14 protein-coding genes and 1 pseudogene are annotated in these 23,955 nt (G+C 61.3%); 5 read left to right on the top strand and 10 right to left on the bottom strand.

Annotated elements, in window-relative coordinates:
- Nucleotides 1–36 precede the first annotated feature (36 nt).
- The gene (locus BVH03_RS22765; RefSeq protein ID WP_075963314.1) at nucleotides 37–1,872 is read left to right on the top strand and encodes an ABC transporter ATP-binding protein; all 1,836 of its coding nucleotides are present in this window, start codon (nucleotides 37–39) and stop codon (nucleotides 1,870–1,872) included.
- Between the two features lie 194 nt (nucleotides 1,873–2,066).
- Nucleotides 2,067–2,330: a DUF2790 domain-containing protein gene (locus BVH03_RS22770; RefSeq protein WP_075963315.1), complete on the top strand. Its 264-nt coding sequence runs from the start codon at nucleotides 2,067–2,069 to the stop codon at nucleotides 2,328–2,330.
- A gap of 48 nt (nucleotides 2,331–2,378) precedes the next feature.
- Here the strand turns inward: BVH03_RS22770 and BVH03_RS22775 are convergent, their stop codons facing one another.
- Nucleotides 2,379–3,503, bottom strand: a complete 1,125-nt coding sequence (locus BVH03_RS22775) for a GNAT family N-acetyltransferase (protein ID WP_075963316.1) — start codon at nucleotides 3,501–3,503, stop codon at nucleotides 2,379–2,381.
- 376 nt (nucleotides 3,504–3,879) lie between these two features.
- Between BVH03_RS22775 and BVH03_RS22780 the strand changes: the two genes are divergently transcribed.
- Both BVH03_RS22780 and BVH03_RS22785 read left to right on the top strand, forming a co-directional pair.
- Nucleotides 3,880–4,974, top strand: a complete 1,095-nt coding sequence (locus tag BVH03_RS22780) for a porin (RefSeq protein ID WP_075963317.1) — start codon at nucleotides 3,880–3,882, stop codon at nucleotides 4,972–4,974.
- Nucleotides 4,975–5,129: 155 nt separating this feature from the next.
- Complete coding sequence (locus BVH03_RS22785) at nucleotides 5,130–5,822, top strand: DUF2057 family protein (protein WP_075963318.1); 693 nt, start codon at nucleotides 5,130–5,132, stop codon at nucleotides 5,820–5,822.
- Nucleotides 5,823–5,911: 89 nt separating this feature from the next.
- Here the strand turns inward: BVH03_RS22785 and BVH03_RS22790 are convergent, their stop codons facing one another.
- Nucleotides 5,912–7,036 (bottom strand): beta-ketoacyl-ACP synthase III, encoded by a 1,125-nt coding sequence (locus tag BVH03_RS22790; RefSeq protein ID WP_075963319.1) that lies wholly within the window; start codon nucleotides 7,034–7,036, stop codon nucleotides 5,912–5,914.
- A gap of 214 nt (nucleotides 7,037–7,250) precedes the next feature.
- A complete protein-coding gene (locus BVH03_RS22795) occupies nucleotides 7,251–8,003 on the bottom strand; it encodes an SDR family oxidoreductase (protein WP_256574785.1) in 753 nt (250 codons plus the stop codon).
- A 297-nt stretch (nucleotides 8,004–8,300) separates the two neighbouring features.
- On the opposite strand from BVH03_RS22795, the gene BVH03_RS25770 reads away from it, so the two are divergent.
- A complete protein-coding gene (locus BVH03_RS25770; protein WP_256574786.1) occupies nucleotides 8,301–8,729 on the top strand; it encodes a helix-turn-helix domain-containing protein in 429 nt (142 codons plus the stop codon).
- A 3-nt stretch (nucleotides 8,730–8,732) separates the two neighbouring features.
- On the opposite strand, the gene BVH03_RS22805 is transcribed toward BVH03_RS25770, so the two are convergent.
- From BVH03_RS22805 to BVH03_RS26515, 7 genes and pseudogenes are all read right to left on the bottom strand, one after another.
- Entirely contained in the window at nucleotides 8,733–10,166 is a 1,434-nt protein-coding gene (locus BVH03_RS22805) for a TolC family outer membrane protein (protein ID WP_075963320.1), read from the bottom strand.
- Nucleotides 10,167–10,258: 92 nt separating this feature from the next.
- On the bottom strand, nucleotides 10,259–16,786 hold the full coding sequence (locus BVH03_RS22810; RefSeq protein WP_256574787.1) for a TcdA/TcdB pore-forming domain-containing protein: 6,528 nt from the start codon (nucleotides 16,784–16,786) through the stop codon (nucleotides 10,259–10,261).
- A gap of 132 nt (nucleotides 16,787–16,918) precedes the next feature.
- On the bottom strand, nucleotides 16,919–19,072 hold the full coding sequence (locus BVH03_RS22815; protein ID WP_075963321.1) for a type I secretion system permease/ATPase: 2,154 nt from the start codon (nucleotides 19,070–19,072) through the stop codon (nucleotides 16,919–16,921).
- 2 nt (nucleotides 19,073–19,074) lie between these two features.
- Entirely contained in the window at nucleotides 19,075–20,463 is a 1,389-nt protein-coding gene (locus tag BVH03_RS22820) for an HlyD family type I secretion periplasmic adaptor subunit (protein ID WP_075963322.1), read from the bottom strand.
- On the bottom strand, nucleotides 20,460–22,586 hold the full coding sequence (locus BVH03_RS22825; RefSeq protein WP_075963323.1) for a type I secretion system permease/ATPase: 2,127 nt from the start codon (nucleotides 22,584–22,586) through the stop codon (nucleotides 20,460–20,462). The genes BVH03_RS22820 and BVH03_RS22825 overlap by 4 nt, the downstream gene beginning before the upstream one ends.
- A gap of 256 nt (nucleotides 22,587–22,842) precedes the next feature.
- Nucleotides 22,843–23,482, bottom strand: a pseudogene (locus BVH03_RS22830) (IS5 family transposase); the annotation flags it as partial.
- Between the two features lie 5 nt (nucleotides 23,483–23,487).
- A partial coding sequence (locus tag BVH03_RS26515; RefSeq protein WP_168175666.1) for a DDE-type integrase/transposase/recombinase occupies nucleotides 23,488–23,955 on the bottom strand: 468 nt, incomplete at its 5' end.

Here is a 23,955-nt window from a genome sequence, read left to right on the forward strand (position 1 = left end):
GCCCATCCCCATCACTCGCCAGAGCAGACTGCATCCATGTTGTTTCGCCGCTTCGAAAACCTGATCGACGTCTTCAAGCCCAGCCCAGATGTGGCGCCGCCCAGCGGCATGCTGCGTTTCTATGCCCACTACCTGAAACAGGTATGGCCGCTGATGCTCGCGGTGCTGGTAATCGGCTTTTTCGCCGCGGTGATCGAAGTGGCGTTGTTCAGTTTCCTCGGCCAGTTGATCGACATGGCCCAGACCACCGCCGACGCCCGCACCTTCTTCGCCGAACACCAGGGCGAGCTGCTGTGGATGGCCCTGGTGGCCCTGATCATCAGGCCGCTGGTGTTCGGTCTGCACAACCTGCTCACCCACCAGGCGATCAACCCAGGGCTGACCAACCTGATCCGCTGGCAGAACCACCGCTATGTGCTCAAGCAGAGCCTGAATTTCTTCCAGAACGACTTCGCCGGGCGCATCGCCCAACGCGTCATGCAGACCGGCCCATCACTGCGCGACTCGGCCATGCAGGTCATCGACGCGCTGTGGCACGTAGTGGTCTACGCCGGCAGCGCGCTGTACCTGTTCGCCGCCGCCGACGTGCGGCTGATCGTGCCATTGACCCTGTGGATCATCGGCTACAGCGCCGCGCTCTGGTATTTCGTGCCGCGCATCAAGGAGCGCTCGGCCGCTGCTTCGGCGGCGCGCTCCAAGGTCATGGGCCGGGTGGTCGACGGCTACAGCAATGTGGCCACGCTCAAGCTGTTCGCCCACTCCCGTGAAGAAGAAAGCTACGCCCGCGAGGCCATGCAGGAGCTGCTCGACAAGTTCCGCCTGCAGTCGCGCACCATCACCAGCCTGGACTTCCTGATCACCTGCATGAACGGCCTGCTGATCGTCGGCACCGGCGCTCTGGCGCTGTGGCTGTGGAGCGAGTCGCTGATCAGCACCGGTGCCATCGCCCTGGCGCTGGGCCTGGTGATCCGCATCAACAACATGGCCGAATGGATCATGTGGGTGGTCAACGGCATCTTCGAAAACGTCGGCACCGTGCAGGACGGCATGCAGACCATCGTCCAGCCGCGCCACGTACTCGACCGCGAGGACGCCAAACCGCTACAGGTGCGACAGGGCGGCGTGCGTTTCGAGGACGTGCACTTTCACTACGGCAAGAGAGGCGGCGTGATCAGCGGCTTGGCCCTGGATATTCGCCCGGGCGAGAAAATCGGCCTGGTCGGCCCGTCCGGTGCCGGCAAGTCGACCCTGGTCAACCTGCTGCTGCGCCTCTACGACCTCGAGAGCGGACGCATCCTCGTCGATGGCCAGAACGTCGCCGAGGTCAGCCAGGAAACCCTGCGTGCCAACATCGGCGTGGTCACCCAGGACACTTCCCTGCTGCACCGCTCGATCCGCGACAACCTGCGCTACGGTCGCCCCGAGGCCAGTGACGAACAGCTCTGGGCCGCCGCCCGCAAGGCCCGCGCCGAGGGCTTCGTCGCCAGCCTGGACGATGGCCAGGGGGGCACCGGGTTCGATGCTCAGGTCGGCGAGCGCGGCGTCAAGCTCTCCGGCGGCCAACGCCAGCGCATCGCCATCGCCCGCGTGTTGCTCAAGGATGCGCCGATCCTGGTGCTCGACGAAGCCACCTCGGCACTGGATTCGGAGGTCGAAGCGGCGATCCAGGAAAGCCTCGACGATCTCATGGACGGCAAGACGGTGATCGCCATTGCCCATCGCCTGTCGACCATCGCCCGCATGGATCGCCTGGTGGTGATCGACAAGGGGCAAATCATCGAGACCGGCACCCATGCCGAGCTGATCGAGCGCGGCGGCCTGTATGCGCGCCTCTGGCAGCATCAGACCGGCGGTTTCGTCGGCGTCGATTGACGCCGGCTCGGGTCGAATCGCCGGCCTGCCAACGGGCAACTAGTTAGCTTGCTAACAATATCAATTGCCATGATATCTACTAACGAGATCATCAATTTCCGCCGCTTCGCTTTTGCTGGTCATATGAGTCCACCAGGCAACGAAATCGAATCGGTCGATCCGCTTGCCGGCAATCGAACATCGAGGACTCCACCATGAAAGTTACAACCGCTGTCACCGCCTTGCTTTCCAGTCTCGCTCCAGCCGTGTTCGCCGCTGACGTCCAGGCCAAGCCCGGTGCCGGCCTGCCGACCGAGGACTACCACTACGGCATGAAAGTCGACGTACAGAAAGTGCTGTACCGCACCGACGTTTCCGACAAGCGAGGCGTGGTGCCGGTGATCATGGTCTACACCGACAGCCAGGGCGAAACCCACAAGATGCGTTTTCTCGAATGGGGCGGCCGTTACGATGGTTGACCCGGTGCGTACCGCGCTGCGGGCAGCTGCAGCGCGCTGCACTACCGTTCAGGCCTGCCGGTAAGGCAACAGCTCCCGTGCCTGCTCGGCGTAGGCCAGAACCCCCACCCGCTCCTCCTGTAGAAAGCCCGCCACCGCATCGCGTAGCCCGTCATGCACCAGGTAGTGCCAGGAATGGGTGATCGTCGGCTCGAAGCCGCGAATCAGTTTGTGCTCGCCCTGAGCCCCCGCATCGAAGCGCTGCAGGCCCTGCGCGATCGCCTGCTCCATGCCTTGGTAGAAACAGGTTTCGAAGTGCAGCCGATCGAACTCGGCCAGGCAACCCCAATAGCGTCCGTAAAGGCTGCCGCCGCCCTGCAGGCTGAACGCCATGGCCACCGGCTGTGTACCGCGGCAGGCCAGCACCACGCGAATCGCCTCGGGCATGCGTTCGGCCAGCAGGCTGAAGAAATCGCGGGTCAGGTACGGCCGCTGCCCGCGCACGTGGTAGGTATTGGCGTAGCAGTGATAGACGAAATCCCACTCCGCCTCGCCCAGTTGGTGACCCTCACGCCAGTCGAACGCGATGCCCTGCCCGGCCACCTGCTCACGCTCCTTGCGCATCTGCTTGCGCTTGCGCGAACTCAAGGTATCGAGGAAATCCTGAAAATCCCGGTAGCCGCGGTTGTGCCAGTGGAATTGGCAGCCCAGGCGCTGCAGCCAGCCGGCCCGGTCCTGCAGCAGCGCGTCGCCAGCCGCATCGGTGAAATTCACGTGCAGGCTGGACAATCCCCGCTCCTCGAGAGTGGTGATCACCTTATCGAGTAGTTGCCCTGCTGCTTCGGGCGACCCCAGCAGGCGCGGGCCCGTCACCGGCGAAAAGGGAATGGCGCCCAGGAGTTTGGGGTAATAGCCGATTCCAGCACGACGACAGGCATCGGCCCAGCCGTGATCGAACACGTACTCGCCCTGGGAGTGATACTTCACGTAGGCCGGCAACGCCGCCAATGGCTGGCCACCAGCGCCGAGCAGCACCTGGTGAGCCGCCTGCCAGCCACTGCGCCCGCCTATGCTGCCGCTGTCCTCCATACTGGCCAGGAAGGCATGGCGCAGAAACGGCTGGTCGCTGGCCGACAGTGCGTCCCAACTTGCAGCCGGCACGCCGTTCAAGGAATCGGCGAGAAGCAGGGTCATGGCAAGGCTCCAGCAAGAAGTGTCTCGAGGCCGTTGTTGCGCTGTGAACGCAGCAGCGAAGATTGGCGCTGATCGTTGAAGAGCATGATGCCGTCACCTATCGACGGCCACAACCGCCGCAAACTTCAAACCTTCACAATCGATCTATAAGGTTCGGCCGCGTAATTACGCCCCCTCGGACGCCCCGTTCGCCGACCGTAAAAAAGCTCTCATACCGCACGCAACCCTCTGATTCTTAAAAAGTTCCCATGACTTGAAAATGTCACGCGCCAGCAAGCCTTCTGTCATATCCCATTTCCATAATCGCCTCCGTCCAAACAGACGATGTCATGCCGATGGCACTGACGGCGTTTCATAAACGAAGGAGCTTTTTTCAATGAAGATGAAGTTGATTGCGGTTGCTGTTGGTGCTGCCCTGTCCGGTGTAGCGATGGCAGACGTGAGCATCTATGGCCGTGCACACGTATCGGTCGATTATCTCGACGACGGTGCCAGGTACTCCGAAACCAACCTGTCGAGCAACTCGTCTCGCCTGGGCTTCAAGGGTGATCATGAAATCAACCCGGATCTGAAAGCCTTCTTCCAGATCGAGCAGCAAATCAACTTCACCACTGGCTCGTCCGACGGCGGCACCAGCTTCGCCACCCGCGATACCTTCGTGGGTCTGGGCGGCAACTTCGGCGCCGTGCAGGTCGGTCGTTTCGACAGCCCGTTCAAAGTCGCTCGCGGCCCGTTCAACCTGTTCGGCGACCAGGTCGGCGACATGAACAACCTGGCCCGCGTCACTGCCGGCCGCCTCGACGAGCGCTATGACAACACCATCCAGTACACCACGCCTGACTTCAGCGGTTTCAACGTCAAAGTGGCCTACTCGATGTATCGCGGTCAGTCGCTCAACATCACCGACACCGCTGCAAACAACAAAGACAGCGACGCCTTCAGCACCTCGTTGAACTACCTCGGCGGCCCGCTGGAAGCCTCCCTGGCCTACGAGAAAGTCGAAGAAGACACGTTGCGTGGTAAAGCCGACTCCATTCGCGCCGCTGTGGCCTACAAGATCGTCGACAACTTCAAGCTGGTCGGCTTCTACCAGACCACCGATTTCAAAGGTGTCAGCACCACCACTTCCGCTGCACGTGATCAGGGCACGTTCGACGTCTATGGCCTGGGTGGCGAATTCGCCATTGCCAAGAATACCGCGCTCAAAGCCACCTGGATGACCCACGACAACGATGCCAAGGATCGTGATGCCACCATGTGGGTCGTGGGCGTCGAGCACAAGCTGGACAAGGCCGTACGCGTCTACGCCAACTACGCCGTCGTGGATAACGATGATCTGGTTGCCTACACCCCTTGGAGCCAGTCGCGCACTGCCAACCCTACCGGCCAGTCGATCGACGCTAACGGCGTCAACCGTGCGCTGGGCGAGAAAGCCTCCGGTTTCACCGTAGGTCTGCGCTACGACTTCTGATCCCACCCGCGGATCGGAATAAAACGAGCCGGGCTGTTCTTCGCGAGCAGCCCGGCTTGTCATTTAACTGACACCTCTCCGTCTTATTCTCGCGTTCGAAATACAACCGTCCCCATACCGCCACCATCGGCGGGTCTTCTCCCCTAGGAGTCTTCATGCGCCGTTTGTTCGTTATCGCCCTGGCCGGTCTGCTGGCCGCTTGTGCCCAGCAGCCCAAAGTTCAGCTGTATTCCGGTGCACCTCAGCCGCAGAGCGAAGTGCTGACTGTCGTGGTACCCGGCGAGCTGGAAATCCGTAGCATCAACGGCCAGCCCTACAAGGCGGCCAATGCTGCCTATAACCTGGATGACAAGCAGTTGCTGATGCAGCCGGGTGCCTATCAGATTCAAGCGTTCTACAAGAATGGCTTCGACGTTGCCGGCGGCATCAGCCATGAAGTAGTGCGCAGCCGCACTGCAATCTTCGATATCGACGGCAAAGCGGGCGACGTATGGCGCCTGGAATTCGACCGTCCGCAGAACCTGGCCGAAGCGAAGAAATTCGAAGAAGAATTCAAGGCCTGGGCGGTGAATACGCGCACCGGCGAACGTGAACAGGCCCAAGAGGGCAATCGCAACGTTTCGGCACTCGCGGCCCTCATGGGCACCAGCGAAGTCGCCACCCAGCCCACCACCGTCGCACCGCTGGGCAGCGCTCCGCCACAAGCCGCTCAGCCCGTGGCCCTGCAACCCGCACCGAGCCAGGCTGCCGCCCTGCCGCACAACGACGCCACCCTGACCACCCTGCAGCAGATGTGGAACCTGCTGACGCCGGAAAGCCGCGCCGCTTTCCTGAAATGGGCCAAGTAGTAAGCGATGAACCGAGCTCCAGCCTCAGGCAGGAGCTCACCCTCAGCTCTAGATATTCATACCCTTCGCAAGCCCTTCCCCACAAGCAATCAACGCTTGCGCAGAATCACGCTACCGATCGAATAACCGGCACCGAAGGAGCTCAGCACGCCCAGCGAGCCTGCCGGCAGATCATCCTGATTCTTGTGCAGGGCGATCACCGAACCGGCGGAGCTGGTGTTGGCGTAGGTGTCGAGAATCACCGGTGCCTCGGCGGCCTCCGGGTCGCGACCCAGGAGTTTGCGGGCGATCAGCTGGTTCATGTTGAGGTTGGCCTGGTGCAGCCAGAAGCGTTTCACATCCGCCACATTCAGGCCGTTCTCCTGCAGGTGAGCGGCGATCAGCTCGGCCACCATCGGGCAGACTTCCTTGAACACCTTGCGCCCTTCCTGCACGAACAGCTTGTCGCGGGACGTCTGAGCGCCGTCTTCGGCGGCACGATTGAGAAAGCCGAAGTTGTTGCGGATGTTGTTGGAGAACTGGGTCAGCAGCTTGGTGCCGACCACTTCGAACTGATGGGCCGAGGTGGCCAGGTCGGCGCGTTCGAGCACCACAGCGGTGGCCGCATCGCCAAAGATGAAGTGGCTGTCACGGTCGCGAAAATTCAGGTGCCCGGTGCAGATTTCCGGGTTGACCATCAGGATCGCCCGCGCCTGGCCGAGCTGAATGCTGTTGGCCGCCGCCTGGATGCCGAAGGTTGCCGAGGAGCAGGCCACGTTCATGTCGAAGCCGAAGCCCTGGATGCCCAGCGCCGCCTGCACTTCGATGGCGACAGCAGGATAGGCGCGCTGCAGGTTGGAACAGGCGACGATCACCCCGTCGATATCCGCAGCACTCTTGCCGGCCCGCGCCAGCGCCTCTGTGGCGGCCGCCACTGCCATCTCGCAGAGAATGCCCCACTGCTCGTTATCCCGCTCGGGAATGAACGGCACCATGCGCTGTGGGTCGAGAATGCCCTGCTTGTCGATCACGAAACGGCTCTTGATACCCGAAGCCTTCTCGATGAAGGCGCTGTTCGATTCGCTCAGCGCCTCGACCTCACCGCGCTCGATGGCTTCGGAGTTGTCACTGTTGAATTGCTGCGCGTAGGCATTGAAGGACGCCACCAATTCGTCGTTGGAAATGCTGCTGGCCGGCGTGAACAGGCCGGTACCGCTGATGACGACGTTATGCACGCTGCTTCCCCTTGTTGTTGTGGCCATTGCCGGGCTGACCGCCTGCGGCACCGGGACGCGGCAGGTGGTCGACCGTATCGTTGTCCGCGCTCACAGGCGGCCAAGTGTGCCACAGCCAAAAGGGTCACGCCCATTGGGCAGATGGGCCGCAGCCCACAAAAAACAGCGTTTGTCGGGCAAGCGCCGGGAAAATCCGCTACCAACCTGGCCAGGCTCAGCCGCCACCGTTGATGCGCTTGAATGCCTCGTCAAACCGCCCTTCGCACTCGGCCAGCCGCTGGAAGCGGGCACGCTCGACGATGATTTCGTCCGCCACGGGCTGCTGCGCGAACAACGCCATCACTTCGTCGACGAACGCCTCCAGCGGCATGTATCCCTCACGGGTGGCCTGTCCGGGCGTAAGCTCGGTCTGCACTGCCGGCGGCGCCAGCTCGATGACCCGAACCTTGCCCGCCAACTGATGCCGCAGCGACTGACTGTAAATGTGAATCGCCGCTTTGGTGGCGCTGTACACCGCTGCATCGGCCCGTGGCACGAACGCCAGCCCCGAGGAAACATTGACGATGACGCCCGCGTCCTGGCGTTTCAGGTGTTCGACCAGCGCGTTGTTCAGGCGGATGGGGCCCAGGAGGTTGGTGATAACCTGAGCCTCGGCGTTGGCCAGGTCCGACTCGGTACCGACATCATCGATGTGCATGATGCCCGCGTTGTTGATCACGCCATTGAGATTCGCGAAGCGCTGGGTGATCTCCCTGGCGAAATCGCGAATCGCGTCTGCATCTGCCACGTCCAGGGTCATGGCATGCATGCCTTCTCGCCCGGCGATGGTTTCCTGCAAAGTATCCAGATGACGGCCGGTGACGATCACGGTATTGCCCAGCGCATGAAAACGCAGCGCTAGTTCGCGGCCGATGCCGGAACCACCGCCGGTGATCAACAGCGTATTACCCGATGCTTTCATGGTCATGCCTCTCGGTTGGTTGCTCGATAAAATACAAGCGCCGTGTGACTCGCGACGATCTGACATTCCAGGTGTTGGAGCACGCCAGATGCGAAAAGATTGAGCCAACATGCCCCTTTACGGAGGGTCGGCTCGACATTCGAAGCCAGCTTATGACGACCACTTACCTGCCGAAAGTAGGCACCCGAAAGTGCTATACACACCATAAGGTAACTATCGAATGGTGAAGCCATGTCCACGGATGAGAAACGTCATCGAGAAACGCGCGAGCAGTTGAGAGCCACCGCTCCGCTGGAGCCTCACGTGGCCGAACTGATCAACGGCGTGATCGCCCGGGTAGCTGACAAATGGACGATGATGATCCTCGATGTGCTCGCCGAGCATGGCGAGACGCGCTTTTTGCAATTGCAACAACAGGTGGGCGGCATCAGTCAGAAAATGCTCACGCAGACACTGCGCGACATGGAGCGCGACGGCCTAGTGATCAGGACGGTGCACGCCGAGGTACCGCCGCGGGTGGAATATCGCCTGACCGATCTGGGCCTGAGCCTACGCACTGACTCGCAAGGGCATCGAAGGCTACAGCGTCAGCTCATTCGGCTGTCAGGAGTTCGCCCACGTCGGCGTGCCGTAACCCACTTGGCATGCCTGGCAGCCCATTGCCAAGAACCATTACGTGGGCGCTCCCTGAACGCCCCCTGTTCCGGTCAGCATTACCGGCCTATGCTTTGAGCATTAGCTGCTCGCCAGCCGACGTGGAAACTCCGGCGGCAGAAAGTCTCGCTCGGGTTCGTAGTCTACCTTGAGGTAGTCACAAAGCGCCTTAAGATCCTGAGGCGACAAGGTTCCCACCGCCTGCTTGAGCCGCAGAGTGTCGAGGATGTAGTCGTAGCGGCTGTCGTTGTACTGGCGCACGGCGCTGTAAAGCTGACGTTGCGCCTCCAGCACATCGACGATATTGCGGGTGCCGACCTGCAAGCCCTGCTGTGAAGCCAGCACCGCGCCCTGGTTGGAGATGATCGATTGACGCCGGGCCCGGATCTGATCAGCCGCGCTGTTGAGACCGCGATGCAGTTTGCGGGTCTGCTCAATCACCTGGCGCCGAAAATCGTCATTGAGGTACTCGCGCTGGTTCATTCGCTGGTAGGCCTCACGTACCTGGGAACGGTTCTGCCCGCCGCTGAAAAGCGGGATGTTCAACTGCAAGCCGACGGAGCGCTGCTCGGCAGTGCCGCCATACCCCCTACCGCGGATTTCGCTGTTGCCATAGCCAAGGTTGTCGTTGTCACCGTTCTGGTAACGCAGCACCGCGTCTAGGGTCGGCGCATGCCCTGCCTTTCGAGCGCTGAGCGTCTGCTGCGTCGCGTCTAGGGCCTGCTGGCTTGCCAGCAGGCCCAGGTTCTGCTGCATCGCGGTAGTGACCCAGAGCCGGGCGTCGTTGGGCTCGGGCAGCAGCACCGGCATGTCGTGCCGTAACCCCTGGACCGCCTCATACTCCTGGTGGGTCAAGGTATCTAGGGCCATGAAAGCATCGTCCATGAGCGTGTGCGCAACGATACGGTTGGCCTGGGCAGTGTCATGCCCGGCCTGGGCCTGGAGCACATCGGTGCGATCCGACAGACCGAATCGCAGGCCCTTCTCCGCCAGTTCGAGCTGGCGCTTGAGCGCCGCTTCTTCGGCCTTAGCCGCCGCCAGGGTGTCCTGGGCCTTTAGCAGGCCGAAATAGGCCTGTGCACTATCAAGCATCAGTTTCTGCTCGGCGGCCGCAAGCTCAAGCTGGGCCTGCCGATCCTCGGCCTCGGCGGCCTTGAGGTTAAACCAGCGGTCGGCCCGAAATAGCGGCTGGTTGAGCACTACCTGATAGCTGGTGCCGCTGCGCTGAGTGTCTTGCCGAGGCTGTTGCAGGGAGTTACTGGTACTGTTCAGCTCGGCGTTGGCCGACAGCGTCGGCAACAGGCCGGCCCGGGCCTGGGGCACCACCTCGGAGCGGGCCGTCTGGTCGGCTCGGGCGGCAGCCAGCCCGCTGTTGTTCTGCCGAGCATCCTGATACACCCGCCAAAGGTCGCTGGGCAGGGCATGGGTGGGCTCCTGGGCGGCCCCGGCCACTAACGGAAAAACAAGCAGCCAACCGACAAGGGCGCGCTGCCACGAATTCATGAGTTGGATCATGGTCTTTTTCTACAAATCCGTTTACAAAAAAGAAAAGGGTTGGAGCGGATGCAGGAGAGGCGTTGCGCCCCTCCTGCGGTTCTCCTCCTGGGTCAGGACACTGAAGGCACCAGAACCGGCTGCGCAGCCTGACGGTTCTGACTAAAGTGCTCATAGTCGCCGCCGGTATTGGCGAAGGCGGCCATGTCCCCGCTCAACTTGGCTAAGTTAGGCCTTCCGGCATCCGTCACCGAGGCGATGCCATTCGCGCTCAGAGCGTTTTGACGTGAGGATAGTTCGAACACCCCGCTCCCGACATTGCCCACCTGGGCAAAGCCCGTCACTAGATGATCGACGCTGATCACCGATGCGCCCCCCGCCAGCTCGATCTGCAAATGCCGGTGTGTCGCGGCCTCGCTGCCCAGCACCTGACGTAACACCAACGCGGTGCCGCTGCCCGTGTCTGTCAGCAGCACATCCTCACCCTGACGGCTGACGAGGATGTTCTTGCCGTCGGCCACCGGTAGAATCAGCCGATCCAGGGCCTGGCCCGGATCATCGTTGTCGATCACCACGGTGCGGTAATGCGCCCACATCGCCGGGCTGAGACGATAAGTGTCACTAGCAGCGCCACCATGCAGCACGAGGCTGTCGACCCCGGCGATCAGCGGTGGCGCCAGCTCGCTCTGGCGGCCAGCGCCGCTACCCTGAAGCCGCTGCGAGGAGCCGATTCGCTCAACGTCCTGAAGAGCACTATCGACCTGAAGCAGCAGCGAGGAGCCGATTCGCTCCAGACTGCCGTATTGCCCGAGCTTCTGGGCAGCACCCTGAATGACCTTGTACAGCACATGCTCGGTCGAGCTGTAGACATAGGCCGAGCGCGGCTCCCCGGCGGCGATTCCGATAAAGCGTAGGTCGCTCGCGGCAGGGATGCCGGTGCTGGAGAATATCTGACCACTGGCAACATCGAACCAGCCCGGATTACCGGCGTCTTGCAAGGTCAACACGCCTTTGGTTCGCCATTGGCCGGCCACTTGCGCCAATGCCTGGGGCAAGTGGCCCTGCTGCTGCTTCTGCCAGCCCTTGTCGACCGCCACCAGTTGCACATCACCGCTGTCGGTGCGCATCAATACTTCACCCTTTGCCGTGGTCAGCCGCAGCCCTGCATCCACCTGCGCCACAGAGCGCAGTTGCACTTCGGGCATTAGGGCCGTGGCGGCGGCTAGCTGCGCCGAGGCCTTAAGCACCTCGTCCTTGTCGAATGCACTCGCCAGCGCTTCGGGCGTCATCGGCGCCTGGAGGTAGAGCTTGCCGCTCTCCGGCTCGAACAGCCGCGCTTTGCCGCTGGCACTGTCAAATCCGAGAAACTGCAACGGCTTGCCCTGCAGTGTCGGCGCCGCCACGATCACCTGGCCATTGTGGAACCACACGGGCAGCGCACTTTTGCTGTCGACGGCCTTGACGCCGAATACCGCCAGGGTAGCATTGCTTCCGGCGACATTGGCCAAGTCCTTCCACCAGGTGCGGCGGCCCTTGAGCCAGTGCTCGTTGACCGCTTCATAACTCAGGCGTCCGGTTGCTTCGACTCGCGCAACACGTCCGTCCTCAGTCACGGCCAGTACATGGCCATTGAGTTCGAGCACATTGGCCAGGGCCGGCGTAGCTAGGCGCAAAGCGCTCGGTCGACTGCTATCGAGAACCTTCTGCCCTGGCCCCTCCTGACGGAACAGCACTTTCTCCTTCTGGCTGTAGAAGAAAAATACCTCTTGCCCAGCAGGTTGCGGCTGGCTGCCAACGAGCACTAGATCCGCCGGAATCGGCCAGGCACTCTGGGGTTTGCCCTGGGCGCCCCCAGGCGACTGCCGACCCGTAGGGGGCGCCAGGTTCGGTTTGATCAACGTGTTGTCGCTGGTGCGCAGCCAATAGCGATGCGCCACTTTCGCGTTATCGAGGCCAAACACCGTCACCAACGCTGCTGTGGTCGGTTCCACCGACGGTCCGCCCAGACTGTACAAGGGGGTGGCCCGCTGAGTGATATGGCCCTCATAACCCTGGAGCGTATCGCCATGGAGGTCGGAGCGCGCCAACAGCTGCAGCGCCTGGTTGTCGCCGACCACGCCGACCATCTCCATTCGGTCACCGAGGATACGGAAGGTCAGCTCGGCCTCGCGCTCCTTGAGCTGATAACGCCGTGCCAAATAGATCGCATCGCCCTCTTGCCAGAATCGGCTGATCTGGCCCGCGCTCTGATTAAAAAAGGGAGCAAACTGCGCGTTGACCTTGCCGGTGGCGATATCGACCCGCCATGCTGCGGCGTTCTCGGCATCGACGAAGTAGGCATGCTCGCCGACCACTGCCCCCAGCTGGGCGCGTTGAGCCTTTTCCACCGTGGTGTCCGTGAACAGCATGCGGTCATTGGCCACGTCGTAGAACGCCCGCCCGACCTTGCGCCCTTGGTGGCTGTAGTTGTCGACGGCCACATACTGACCTTGCAGCTGATGAGCTTTGGCCAACTCGCTCAGGTGCTGCTCAATGCGCTGGCCGGGCAGCTGCCATTTACTCGCATCTTCCGCTACCACTCGGGTGGTTAGGCCGGCGAAGTCGACTTGGCGCATCTCGCCCTTGGCATTGACCAGCAACACCTGGCCGTTGCGGGCAGGGTCGAGCTTGACCACCACGCCGCCCACCACCAACTGATCCTTGGACACGCTGATGGTCTCGCTTTGCAGCTGGCTGCTGTCGATGATCCAGCGCGACGGCGTATTGCTGGCCTCGCTGAAGAGATCGACCCGGGCGCCTTCATTGAGCCCCACCAGATAGCGCCCGCCTGCACCCTTGATTTGATAATTCAGATAGCCATGCAGCTCCTTGGGCAGCGCAGGGATCACCAGTTGTCGGTCACGTGAGTCGAGCAGCACCTCGATCGGGGTATCGACGTATTCCTGGCTAATTCGCCGGATCGTCTCCTCGCTCGGGAAAATGTAGAAGTCGTAGTCGAAGCGACCATCCGTCTCTAAGCGGCGGATCACATCGAAACCGGCGTCATGCCGGGTAGTGGCGCCAGGGAGGATCATGTACTCGTAGCTGATGTAGGACTTGGGCGTGCCCGGCAGAATCACCGCCATGCTGTCGCCATGATCGAGCTTGCGCGTGGCGTCTTTGTAGCCAATTCCGCTGCGCACCTCGATCGCCTGGCTACGGTCTTGAACCATCACTGGGAAGTCGCCGGCCCAGAAGAAGTAATTGATCGCCCCGGAACCGGTAGAGCCGTGGTGGGTACGATAGATGTACTGACTGTCGAAACTTATCTGGCCGCTGCGCAGATCCAGGCGCTTGACCACCGCGCCGGGCAGCGGCACTAGAACCTTCTTTTCCCCGTCGTAACGGTAGCCATTGCCCTTGTAGGCCTTGTCGACCGCGTCGAAGTAGAGGCCCACCGCCTTGGCGTCTTCGGCCACCGCGCCAAAGGCCTGGGCCAGCGCGGTGAAGCCTACCGCCAGGCCACCAAGAACGACCCCTGCGCTACCCAGTACGGCGCTCGCCGTCGAGGCCCCAAGCAAGCCGGCGCCCACCCCAGCTGCGCCAGTGACGAAGCTAGCCGAGTCGAATGCCAACTGGGTACCGAATACCGCCTTCTGCACGTCGCTCTCTGCATGGGCCAGCTCATAGGCATCCAGACCGACCATGGCTCCGCCCAACAGCACGTTCGCGCCTTCACTGACGGTGTGGCCCAAGGTCGAAGTGAACCCCTTAAGCGAGGTTTCGGCAGCCACCACTTCGCCGCGCAATGCGGTCTGCACCAGAGCGATGACCTTACCCACATCCTGCAAGACGCCCTGGCCGGTCTGCGCCATGCCCAGGTAGCTGTGGATCTTCAGGGCAGTGGCCAGATCCGGCGACACCGTGCCCTGGTCGGCGTCTTTACTGCTTTTGTCGGCAAACCACTGGATCAGTGTCTGTACCGCGAAACCGGCGTTCAGGCCATCCGCCGGCGCGGCTTCGCTCCCCCTGGCACGAGGCCGTATCTGCCCATGTTCCAGGGTGAAGTGCTCCTTGAACACCCGCATATGCTTATCGACGAAGCTACGGAACTCGACAAAGGTGCGATCATCGGTGGCCAGCCAGCGGGTCTGCTCAGGCTGGTCACGGTTGATGAACTGCACCCGATAACTGCCTGCCTTCTGCGTCTCGGTGGTGGCGATGATCGGAATCCACTGGCTGCCCAGCTGTTGCCCTCGGGCCAGCCGACTGCTGGCGGCCTCGAAGCGCGCCCCCCACTGTTCAGCGTCTAAAGTGGTCAACGTCGCACCTAGGCTAAGGTCTTTGCTGACACGCTGCCCGGCACCAACGGCTTGATCGACTTGACGTTGTTGGCCGATGACCTCCGCCAACTCTTCGGGGCGGGACAGGTCGGCCACGTTCAACCCATTGCCCACTGGCACCTCGGCCATCTTGCCGGTGTCGATCTCCACCAGGTTGAAGGTCGGCTGCAAATCGCTGCCGAACGACTCGTAGTGCAAGGCGAGCTTGCTCTCCATGAGAAAGTGCTGCATGGCCTTTGACAGGTCATTGGTGGAATTGAAAGCGAAGATACCCACGTTCGGGTCATAGAAGTAGTAACGCCGGCCTTCGGCGTTCTGCATACTTCCCACCAGCATCGAGTGGTTCTTGGTGTTGAGGGCGAACATTGAAGTACCGCTGCCAGCGGCCAGCCGCGAGACCACCTCGTCTATCTTGAACATTCCCAGCGCCTTCGACGCTTGGACCGCTTCGACGTTGGAGTGCAACCGAATCAGGCTGTTCTTGAGCAGCGTCGAACTGCCGGCCTGGGGGTCGGCGGAAGCCAGGAACAGCTTCTGCACCAAGCTGTTGACACCAGCTTCGCCACCGCTGGACAGAGCCACGGCCATCGCCCGGACCAGAGGGTAGCAACGGCCACCGGAGCGCTCACCCACCAGCGACAGGTAGAACTCCTGCGGTGCCAGTTGGCTGAAGACACTGCCGATCTTGCGGAAGTCTTCGCTGAACACTGCGGCCTGGCGCAGAACCTTGTCGATAGACAAGGCCTCCTCATTGATGCGACCGCTGAGGGCGCCACGCTCACGAGGGCTGAGCGTACCCTCGAGAAACAGCTGCTTCATCTCCGAGGCCGACATGTTGTTTTTCAGGCCGGGGACAGTGATCTTCTGGAAGTTCCGCAAGCCATCGTTGAACTCAGTGCCGAGCGCCCCCCGCTGATAGGCCTCAGCAATCGCATAACGCTCGCCGATGCTGCTGGCCCGGTCCTCGGCGCTGCCCTGGGTGGCGCCGGCGTCGGTACGCACCACCGCGGCAGCACCGTCCTTGGCCTTGATCTGCTGCCAGAGCCAAGTCTTCTCCACCGAGCTGGCTTCGCGCAAGACCGAGTCGTACTGCGCCCGGTAGTAGTCCTGGGTGAGATTGAGCTGTTTGATCTGCTGGTCGATCAGAGCCTTGTCGTTGGCCGTGCGCCGGTCCTGCCGGAGCTGGTAGCGCTTGTCGACCAGTTGCTGGATATCGGCGTTGACCTTGGCCTGAACCGCTTCGCGCAACTGGTTCCAGGCAGCGATCGCCGAATGCTCGGGAGAGAAGGCGCCACCTTTGTAGACACCGTCAGTCACCCCGTTTACCGGCACCCCGAACTGGGCCGCGACCCTCTTCAAGTTCTCGTGCACCTGCTCGCGGTAGGCGGCGAACTCGATCCGGTTGCGTTCCACCACTTGAGTATCGGCAATCTGGATCGTCAGGGGCTCAGCGCCGTCGCGCAGCTTCGGCCAGACCATCTGCCCTTCGCGCTGGTACTCTTGGCGCTGAAACGCCAGCTGCCACTGGCCATCGACGTACTGCATGTAAGCCGCGGCCAAGCCCTCGGCGGCTCCGGCCACCTGATAGTCCTTGTAATCGACCGCCATCAACACATTGTCGTACAGCAGCGAGCTGTTGACCCGACCATCGTTGTAAACCCGGAAAGTATTAGCGTCCAGGCTGGTCACTACCAACGAGCCACCCGACAAGGTCCCGGTGAACAGGAAGCTGCCCGCAGCCGCAAGCTTGGGAATATCGACATAAGCCGGTGCAGCGTTGGCCTGGTTAGCGCCGTTGTAGCCGAGGAAGTACGCCGGCAGGCTGCCGTTAGTGCTGCGCTCGGTGTATTCGAGCTCATACAGGTTCGGGGCCATCTTCACCAGTTGCACATTGCCCTGGGCCGGCAAGCGCCCCGACCGGATCAGCACCTCGGCGCTGAGGGTGTTGGTCTTAGCGAACTGCGCGGGACCAGCGGTGAACTGACGGATATCGGTACTGCCCTGGCGAGGTTCGAGTTCGGCGCCGAGTGAGGACAAGCCAGCCCTGAGCTGCAGGTCCTGAACCGCCTGTCTCAAGAGCGCAGGGGCAACGCTGTTAAAGCGTGACGGATGAAACGCCTCAGCCTTCCGCAGATTCTCGTTGACAATGGACAGCACGCCGATAATGCTCTGCTGCGTTTCCTGTGGGCGCTCGCCGAACTGGGCGACGTGCTCGGCGGTGTTTATATCAAACCACTCGGTTTGCCTGCCTGTCGCCTTGACCTGCCGATCAATCAGGGTATCGAGCAGGCGAGTGAAATCCTTGTACATGGAAGCCATTGCAGTGATCCTTTCTCTGTTTGAGCCAAGCCCTTCGAGCTGCAAAAGGCTGTCTATCGTGATGATTCTCCGGAGTGGATAACCGGGTTGGGATACATGGCTGGTTCTGGCACTCTCCTTCCGTCAGCGAGCTCAATCGTTCATCTGTAAGGCCCACTGCCGGGCATACATTCCGCCCAAGGCGAGCAACTCTTGGTGAGTGCCTTGTTCGAGCAGCCGCCCCTGGTCAATGACCAGGATCCGATCGGCTTGGCGCAGGGTATTGAGGCGATGGGCGATGCTGATCACCGTGCGGCCACGGGTAATGCCTTGTAAGTTGGCCATCACCGCCGCTTCCGACTCGTAGTCCAGTGCACTGGTGGCCTCGTCCAGCAACAGGATACCGGGGTTGGTAAGAAGGGCTCTGGCCAGGGCAATCCGTTGGCGCTGACCGCCGGAAAGCTGGCCGCCGCGCTCGCCGACCTGGGTCTCGTAGCCCTGCCCCAGGGCTTCGATAAAACTCGCAGCCCCCGCCAGACTGGCGGCTTGGCGCATCTCGGCATCGCTGGCTTGAGGCCGACACAGACGGATATTTTCCGCGATGCTGCCAGCGAACAGCACGCTTTCCTGGAGCACCACGCTCATATTGCGGCGCAGGGTCACCGGGTCGGCGATGGCAAGGTCGATACCGTCCACCAGCACCCGACCGTGCTGAGGCACATAGAGGCGCTGCAACAGGCGCGTCAGTGTCGACTTACCGGAGCCAGAAGGTCCGGTGATCCCGACGAATTCCCCCGGCCGGATCTCCAAGTCGAGGTTGCGCAGTATCTCGTTGCCTTCGTCCTCATAGCGAAAGGACACCCCCTGGAAACTCACCCCGCCCTGCAATGCCGGCACCGAAGCCAGGCCGCCGCTGCCACTTTCGCACTCGGTGTCGAGAATGTCGCCCAAGCGACGCAGAGAAATCAGGGTGTGCTGGAAGTCCTGCCAGACCTGAGCCAGACGCAAGATCGGCTCCACCACATGCCCGGCCAGCATGTTGAAGGCCACCAGTTGGCCGGGGCTCAACTGATTATCCATCACCAACATCACCCCCCACCACAACAACAGTGCCGAGGTGAGTTTCTGGATCAGGCCAATGCCCTGCCCGGCCCAGATGCCGACGATGCGCGTACGAAACGCCGCACGCACATAGGCCGCCAGTTGCCGTTGCCACTGCTGCTGAAAGCCACCTTCGATGGCCCCGGTCTTGATGGTCTCGATGCCGGTCACGGCCTCGGTGAGAAACGCCGTGTTCGCCGCGTTCACCTCGTATTCGCGCAACGCCCGGCTGCGCAACAAGGGCCCGACGCACAGCCAGAACAAAAAGTATAAGGCCAGGGAAGCGACCACCACCCAGGTCAGCAGCGGCGCATAGGCATACATCACCGCGATGAACAGCCCACAGAAGGCCAGATCCAACACCAAGGTCAGGGCCGAGCCAGTGAGGAACTGGCGAACCTGTTGCATCTCGCCAACCCGAGCGATGATTTCACCACTCTGTCGATTCTGGAAATACCCCAGCGGCAGCTGAATCAAATGCTGGTAGAGGCGCGCGGATAACTCGGAGTTGATCTTGCTCGCCACATTACCAAACAGCCAGGAACGCAGGAAACCGAATAAGGGCTCGAACAACGCCAGGGCCAGCATGGCGATGCCCAGTACTTGCAAGCTCGACAGACCGCGGCTGACCAGAACCCGGTCGATGATGTTCTCGAACAGCAGCGGCGTGACCAGCGCCACCAGTTGCAGCATCAGCGACACCAACAGCACGCTGCGAAACTGCCGCCCGTGCTTGAGAATCGACGGCAGGAACCAGCCGATGCCGAAACCCCGCGCCTTGCGCTCGACATGCTGCTCGGCGAGCAGCAGCACCTGCCCCTGTCCCCTCCCCTGCCAAAGCACCGCCAGCTCCTCGCGAGACAGGGTCTGGCAGAGCCCTTGCAAAGGCCATAGCAGCTGCACCTGGTCACCGTCCACCGCATCCAGCACCACCCACCCCTGAGTGGTTTCCAGCAAGGCCGGTAGCGGTAGGTGCTGCAAGCGTCGCACATGACTTTGCACGGCCCGCGCCCGTAGACCGATCCAGCCGGCGCAGCGCCGTAGATCGAGGCTGTCAGCCAAGCCCTCGACCCGCCCCAGACGGTGGTTCAGTTGTTCGACGGTGATGTTAAGGTCGAAACGCCGGGCGGCCCAGGCCAATGCATGCAGGCCAGTATCGAGGATAGTCGGCGGATTTCCGGCCGCGGGATCGAGCGTCGTGATCATACTCAACGCTCCCGCAGTGCTTCGGACTGATACTCACGAATCGGTCCGAGCAAGTAATCGATCACCCGCCGCTCTCCGGTGCGAATCTCGCCGGTCACGCTCATCCCGGCCTGCAAGGGCATCCACCCATGCCCCGCGGCGATCGCGGCCCGTTCAAGGCGAATACGGGCGGGGAACACTAAGCCCAGACGTTCGTCCTTGATGGCGTCGCCGGATACATGCTCGACCGTGCCGTGCAAGGTGCCATAACGGGTGTAGGGAAAGGCGTCGACCTTGATCTCCACCGGCTGGTTGGCCCTGACAAAACCAACGTCCTTGTTCAGCACCATGACCTCGGCATCCAGCTCGGCACCCTCGGGCACTATCACCAGTAGTTGCTGCGCCGGCTGTACCGCGCCACCCAGAGTATGCACCGCCAATTGCTGAACCACACCATCCACCGGCGCCAGCAGGGTTTGCAAGCGCTGGCGGTCGCGGCCGCGTATCAGTTGCTGTTCAAGCACCTCGACATCCTGGCGGCTACGGTTGAGCAACTCATGCTGCTCACGTAGGGTTCTGGCCAGGAAGCTGTCGCGCTGCTCTCGGCGGTTTTGTGCCTGGGCCTTGAGCACCTGCAGTTCGGCATGTTGCTGAGCCAGGGAACGCTCAACCTCTAGCTGCTCCTTTTCCTGTTCCAGCAGTTCGACCCAGGGCATCAACTGTTCCGCCGCCATCGCCCGACGCGCATCGAGCCGCCGGCGCACGTTATCGGCCAGCTTGCCCAGGGCGGCGATTTCACTGTTGCGGGCCTGCTGGCTGGCCTGATTGATGGCGATCTCGGCGTTGAGGCTGTCCAGATTTGAGCGATTCTCCTTCCAGGTGCTCGCCAGTTGCTCAAGCGCCGCGGTGATCTGCTCCGAGTCCAGACCGGGGGGCGCCTGATAGCTGCTTAGCGGGTCAGGGCTCAGAAGGGCCTTGGCCTGGGCAAGCTCCAGGCGCTTGAAAGCCAACTGGGCGCGTAATTCGCTAAGCTCGGCATCGATACCGATAGGGTTCAGAGCCACCAGTACGTCGCCGGCCTTGACCCGTTGCCCGTCGCGTACATGGATGGCTCGCACTTCTCCCGCCTCATGGGCCTGGATCACCTTGGTGTAGCTGGAGACCATCAGGCGTCCACCGGCACTGGCATGAATGTCGAGGAAGCCGAGAGCCGCCCAGACCAAGGCCAGCAGGATCGACAGGATTAACACTAGTGCCGTGCCCCGCGCCCAAGGCGCAGGCGGGCGCTCGACGATCTCCAAGTAATTGGGCTGAAACTCGTATTCGTCGCGGCTGCGCCCCCTTAGCGCTGCTAGCTGGCGCAAGTTGTGCCAGGCGCGCCGCAAAGGGTTCAAAAATGAGCCGCGCATCATTCGGCTTCCTTGCGCAGCGCCTGTTGCAACGTCCACAAACGTGAATAACAACCACCATGGGCGAGCAGCTCATGGTGGCTGCCCGACTCGCTGATACATCCTTGCTCCAAGACGATGATATGTTGGCAATGGCGCACAGCGGACAGGCGGTGGGCAATGATGATGACCGTGCGGCCCTTGGCGATGCCTGCCATGTTTTCTTGGATGAGCGCTTGGGATTCGTCGTCCAGTGCGCTGGTGGCCTCGTCGAAAATCAGGATGCGCGGATCGCCCATCAGCGCCCGTGCAATGGCAATACGTTGCCGCTGCCCACCGGACAGCGAGCTACCGGCTTCAGCCAAAACCGTGTCGTAGCCCAGCGGCAGGCGCAGGATGAAATCATGGGCACCAGCCAAGCGCGCTGCGGCGATAACGCTTTCCAGAGAAGACGTGGGATGGCGCAGGGCGATGTTTTGCCGTACGCTGCGGTTGAACAGATAGTTCTCCTGCAACACCACGCCGATCTGGCTGCGTAACCAGGACGGTTGCATCTGCTGCAAGGGCACGCCGTCGATCAGAATGCGCCCAGCATCGGGTATGTAGAGCTTTTGTAGCAGACGGGTCAGCGTGCTCTTGCCGGATCCGGATGGCCCGACGATGCCAAGCGTTTGGCCGGCGACGATATGCAAGTCCAGGCCACGCAGCACCAAGTCCAGTTCCGGACGGTAGCGGAACGTCAGTTGCTCAATGCGCACCTCGCCGCGCAGGGCCTGCACTGGTCTCTGATCGCCCTCGGCCTGCTCCACCGGCAGGTTGAGCATGTCGCCCAGCTTGTCGACCGATACCCGTACCCGGACGAATTGCTGCCAGACATCGATCAACTTGGCCACCGGCTGGCTGACGTGGGACAGCATCATATTAAAGGCGATCAACTGGCCGATGGTCATCTGCAGGTCGATGACCTTGCTCGCCCCCCAGCAGATCACCACCACCGCCGTGACCTTCTGCAACAACGTCACCAGCTGGCTGATCGCGCTACCCAAGGTCTGGCTGGCGAAACCAGTCTCAACCATCTGCGCCGTCTGCGCCTCCCAGCGGCGCTGCATGCGCGGCTCCACCGCCAGGCTCTTGATGGTTTCGCTGCTGCTTACGCTTTCATTAAGAAAGGCCGTATTGCGCGCCGCACTGTAGAACTGTTGCTCGATACGCTTCTCCAGCGGTCCGCTGCTGGCCCAGGCCAGCATCCCATACAGTGGCAGGGTCGCCAGCACCAGCAGCGTCAGCTGCCAGGAGATCCAGGCCATTACGGCGAAGAACACCAGGGTGAAGACCAAATCCACGCACAGGGTCAGTAAAGAACCGGTGAGGAACTCGCGGATGCTGTCCAGCTCCTGTACCCGGGTGATGATCGCACCGACTTGACGCTGCTTGAAGTACAGCAGCGGCAGGCCGAGCAGATGCCGGAACAGCTTTACCCCTAGGCCGACGTCAATACGATTGGCAGTATGCGCCGAGAGGTATTCTCGCAAGCCCTTGAGCAGCACCTCGAACAAGCCGACCACCACCAGGGTCACCACCAGTACGTCGAGAGTCGACAACGCCCGGTGCACCATAACCTTGTCCATTACCGCCTGGAAAAATAACGGGGTCGCTAGGGCCAGAACCTGGAGCAACAGAGAACACAGCAACACTTCGCCGAGTATCCGCCGATGGCGCATCAGTTCCGGAATAAACCAGGACAGGTCGAAACGCAGGCCACCTTGGCGCAGGCGAATCACCTCGCCGCTCCATTGCTCGGCTAATTGCTCGCGGTCGAGCATCTCCGCGGTCGGAGCAGCAGGCCGCTGCACCAGCGCCTGAGTGTCGGACAGCCGCGCCAGCAAAACGAATTCGCCGCTGCGGTTACGCCAGACCAGGGGCAGCATCTTTGGGGCCAACCGGGCCAGTTCCAACCGCCCGAGGCGCAGCTCGACGCCGACACGCTGTGCGTAATCCTTGAGCGCCCGGCGCAGATCAGGTTCGTCCCCTGGGTTCGCGGCTTGCGGCACGCGCTTTTGAGTCAGTTGCAGCAGCAACTGGCAACAGGCAAGTGCCGAATGAACGGCAGAAATGGCCGAGGAAGGAGTTACCGATAGCGCCTTCATAGCAGAGTACCCACTAAGAATGGCTTTTGAGGTTCTGCGGAACAGTCTGGCATAGACCACACATTCGATATTCAAGGGAGCGCTACGGGATTGACGAAGGCTACGTCAGAAAATAAAAAATAATAGTAATAATTAATCACGTTCAGGTTGCGCTCTGCAGGACGGCGAAATAGATATTGATGCCGGTACGGGCTGCCAACTCAGTATGCCGAGCCATTTTGCCAACATAGCCGTGCGTCATGGTCTTAGAGCCTGTTTACGATCTTTTGAGCAGTAGTACGAGAAAAGCCAAATGGATGAACTGCAAGCTGGTGTTGAGCTTACGCTCGCAGTTCTTCCATAACCGCCTGCACTTCTCCAGCCAGGCAAAGCTTCGTTCCACCACCCAGCGCTGTGGCATTACGGCAAAGGTATGCAGCTCGCTACGTTTGGCAATCTGCACCTCTGCACCAATCAGCTCTTTCACAGCACCGGCAAATGGCTTACCTACGTAACCCCCATCGGCCAAGACGTTTTGCACATCTCTCAGATGGCTGGCGCAACGCTTGAACGCCAGCAGTGCCCCTTTGCGGTCGGTGACGTCGGCGGTGGTCACCGCAATGGCATGGGGTAACCCCTGGGTATCCACTGCGATGTGACGCTTGATACCCGAAACCTTCTTGCCCGCGTCATAGCCTTTCTCGCAGGCACTATCGGTGTTCTTCACACTCTGTGCGTCAACGATCAAAAAGCTCGATTCCGATTTGCGCCCCTGTTTTATACGGGCCGCGCCAACCTGATTTTTTAAGGGCTTGCTCCAGCACACTTACCCCATTCTGATCAGGCTCACTCCATTGACTGAAGTAGCGGTGCACAGTTTGCCAACGTGGGAAATCGCTAGGCAGCAAACGCCACTGGGGTTCTACCCCATTTCCACGGACGGTTTGAAAAGGGCTGAAAACTTCAGGTCTTGCCGGGCGACTCTACGACGCATTCGTGGGTTATGAAACCGTTCGATGTAGTCGAATAAATCTGCCCGTGCTTCATCACGAGTTTGATACGACTGATGGGCAACGCGCTCCCGCTTAAGCTGACCGAAGAAGCCTTCACAGGCAGCGTTGTCGCCGCAATGCCCGACGGCACTCATGCTGCAGACCAGCGTATTGCGATTCAGAAAACGCTGGTAGTCAGCGCTGGTGAATTGGCTGCCGCGATCCGAATGCAGGATCACCGACCAGTCACCCTGGCGCTGCCAGATCGCCATCTCCACCACTCGAATCACCATCTGCCGATCCTGACGGTGATGCATCGACCAACCGATCACCAGCTTGCTGTACAGGTCAAGCACCACGCATAGGAAGAGCTTGCCTTCCAGTGTGGCTATTTCCGT

The organism is Pseudomonas sp. PA15(2017) (assembly GCF_001945395.1).
Classification (GTDB): Bacteria; Pseudomonadota; Gammaproteobacteria; order Pseudomonadales; family Pseudomonadaceae; genus Aquipseudomonas.

Coding starts and splice junctions, on each gene's coding strand:
- BVH03_RS22765 (WP_075963314.1), top strand. CDS start 37: ATGTTGTTTCGCCGCTTCGAAAACCTGATCGACGTCTTCAAGCCCAGC.
- BVH03_RS22770 (WP_075963315.1), top strand. CDS start 2,067: ATGAAAGTTACAACCGCTGTCACCGCCTTGCTTTCCAGTCTCGCTCCA.
- BVH03_RS22775 (WP_075963316.1), bottom strand. CDS start 3,503: ATGACCCTGCTTCTCGCCGATTCCTTGAACGGCGTGCCGGCTGCAAGT.
- BVH03_RS22780 (WP_075963317.1), top strand. CDS start 3,880: ATGAAGATGAAGTTGATTGCGGTTGCTGTTGGTGCTGCCCTGTCCGGT.
- BVH03_RS22785 (WP_075963318.1), top strand. CDS start 5,130: ATGCGCCGTTTGTTCGTTATCGCCCTGGCCGGTCTGCTGGCCGCTTGT.
- BVH03_RS22795 (WP_256574785.1), bottom strand. CDS start 8,003: ATGACCATGAAAGCATCGGGTAATACGCTGTTGATCACCGGCGGTGGT.
- BVH03_RS22805 (WP_075963320.1), bottom strand. CDS start 10,166: ATGATCCAACTCATGAATTCGTGGCAGCGCGCCCTTGTCGGTTGGCTG.
- BVH03_RS22810 (WP_256574787.1), bottom strand. CDS start 16,786: ATGGCTTCCATGTACAAGGATTTCACTCGCCTGCTCGATACCCTGATT.
- BVH03_RS22815 (WP_075963321.1), bottom strand. CDS start 19,072: ATGATCACGACGCTCGATCCCGCGGCCGGAAATCCGCCGACTATCCTC.
- BVH03_RS22820 (WP_075963322.1), bottom strand. CDS start 20,463: ATGATGCGCGGCTCATTTTTGAACCCTTTGCGGCGCGCCTGGCACAAC.
- BVH03_RS22825 (WP_075963323.1), bottom strand. CDS start 22,586: ATGAAGGCGCTATCGGTAACTCCTTCCTCGGCCATTTCTGCCGTTCAT.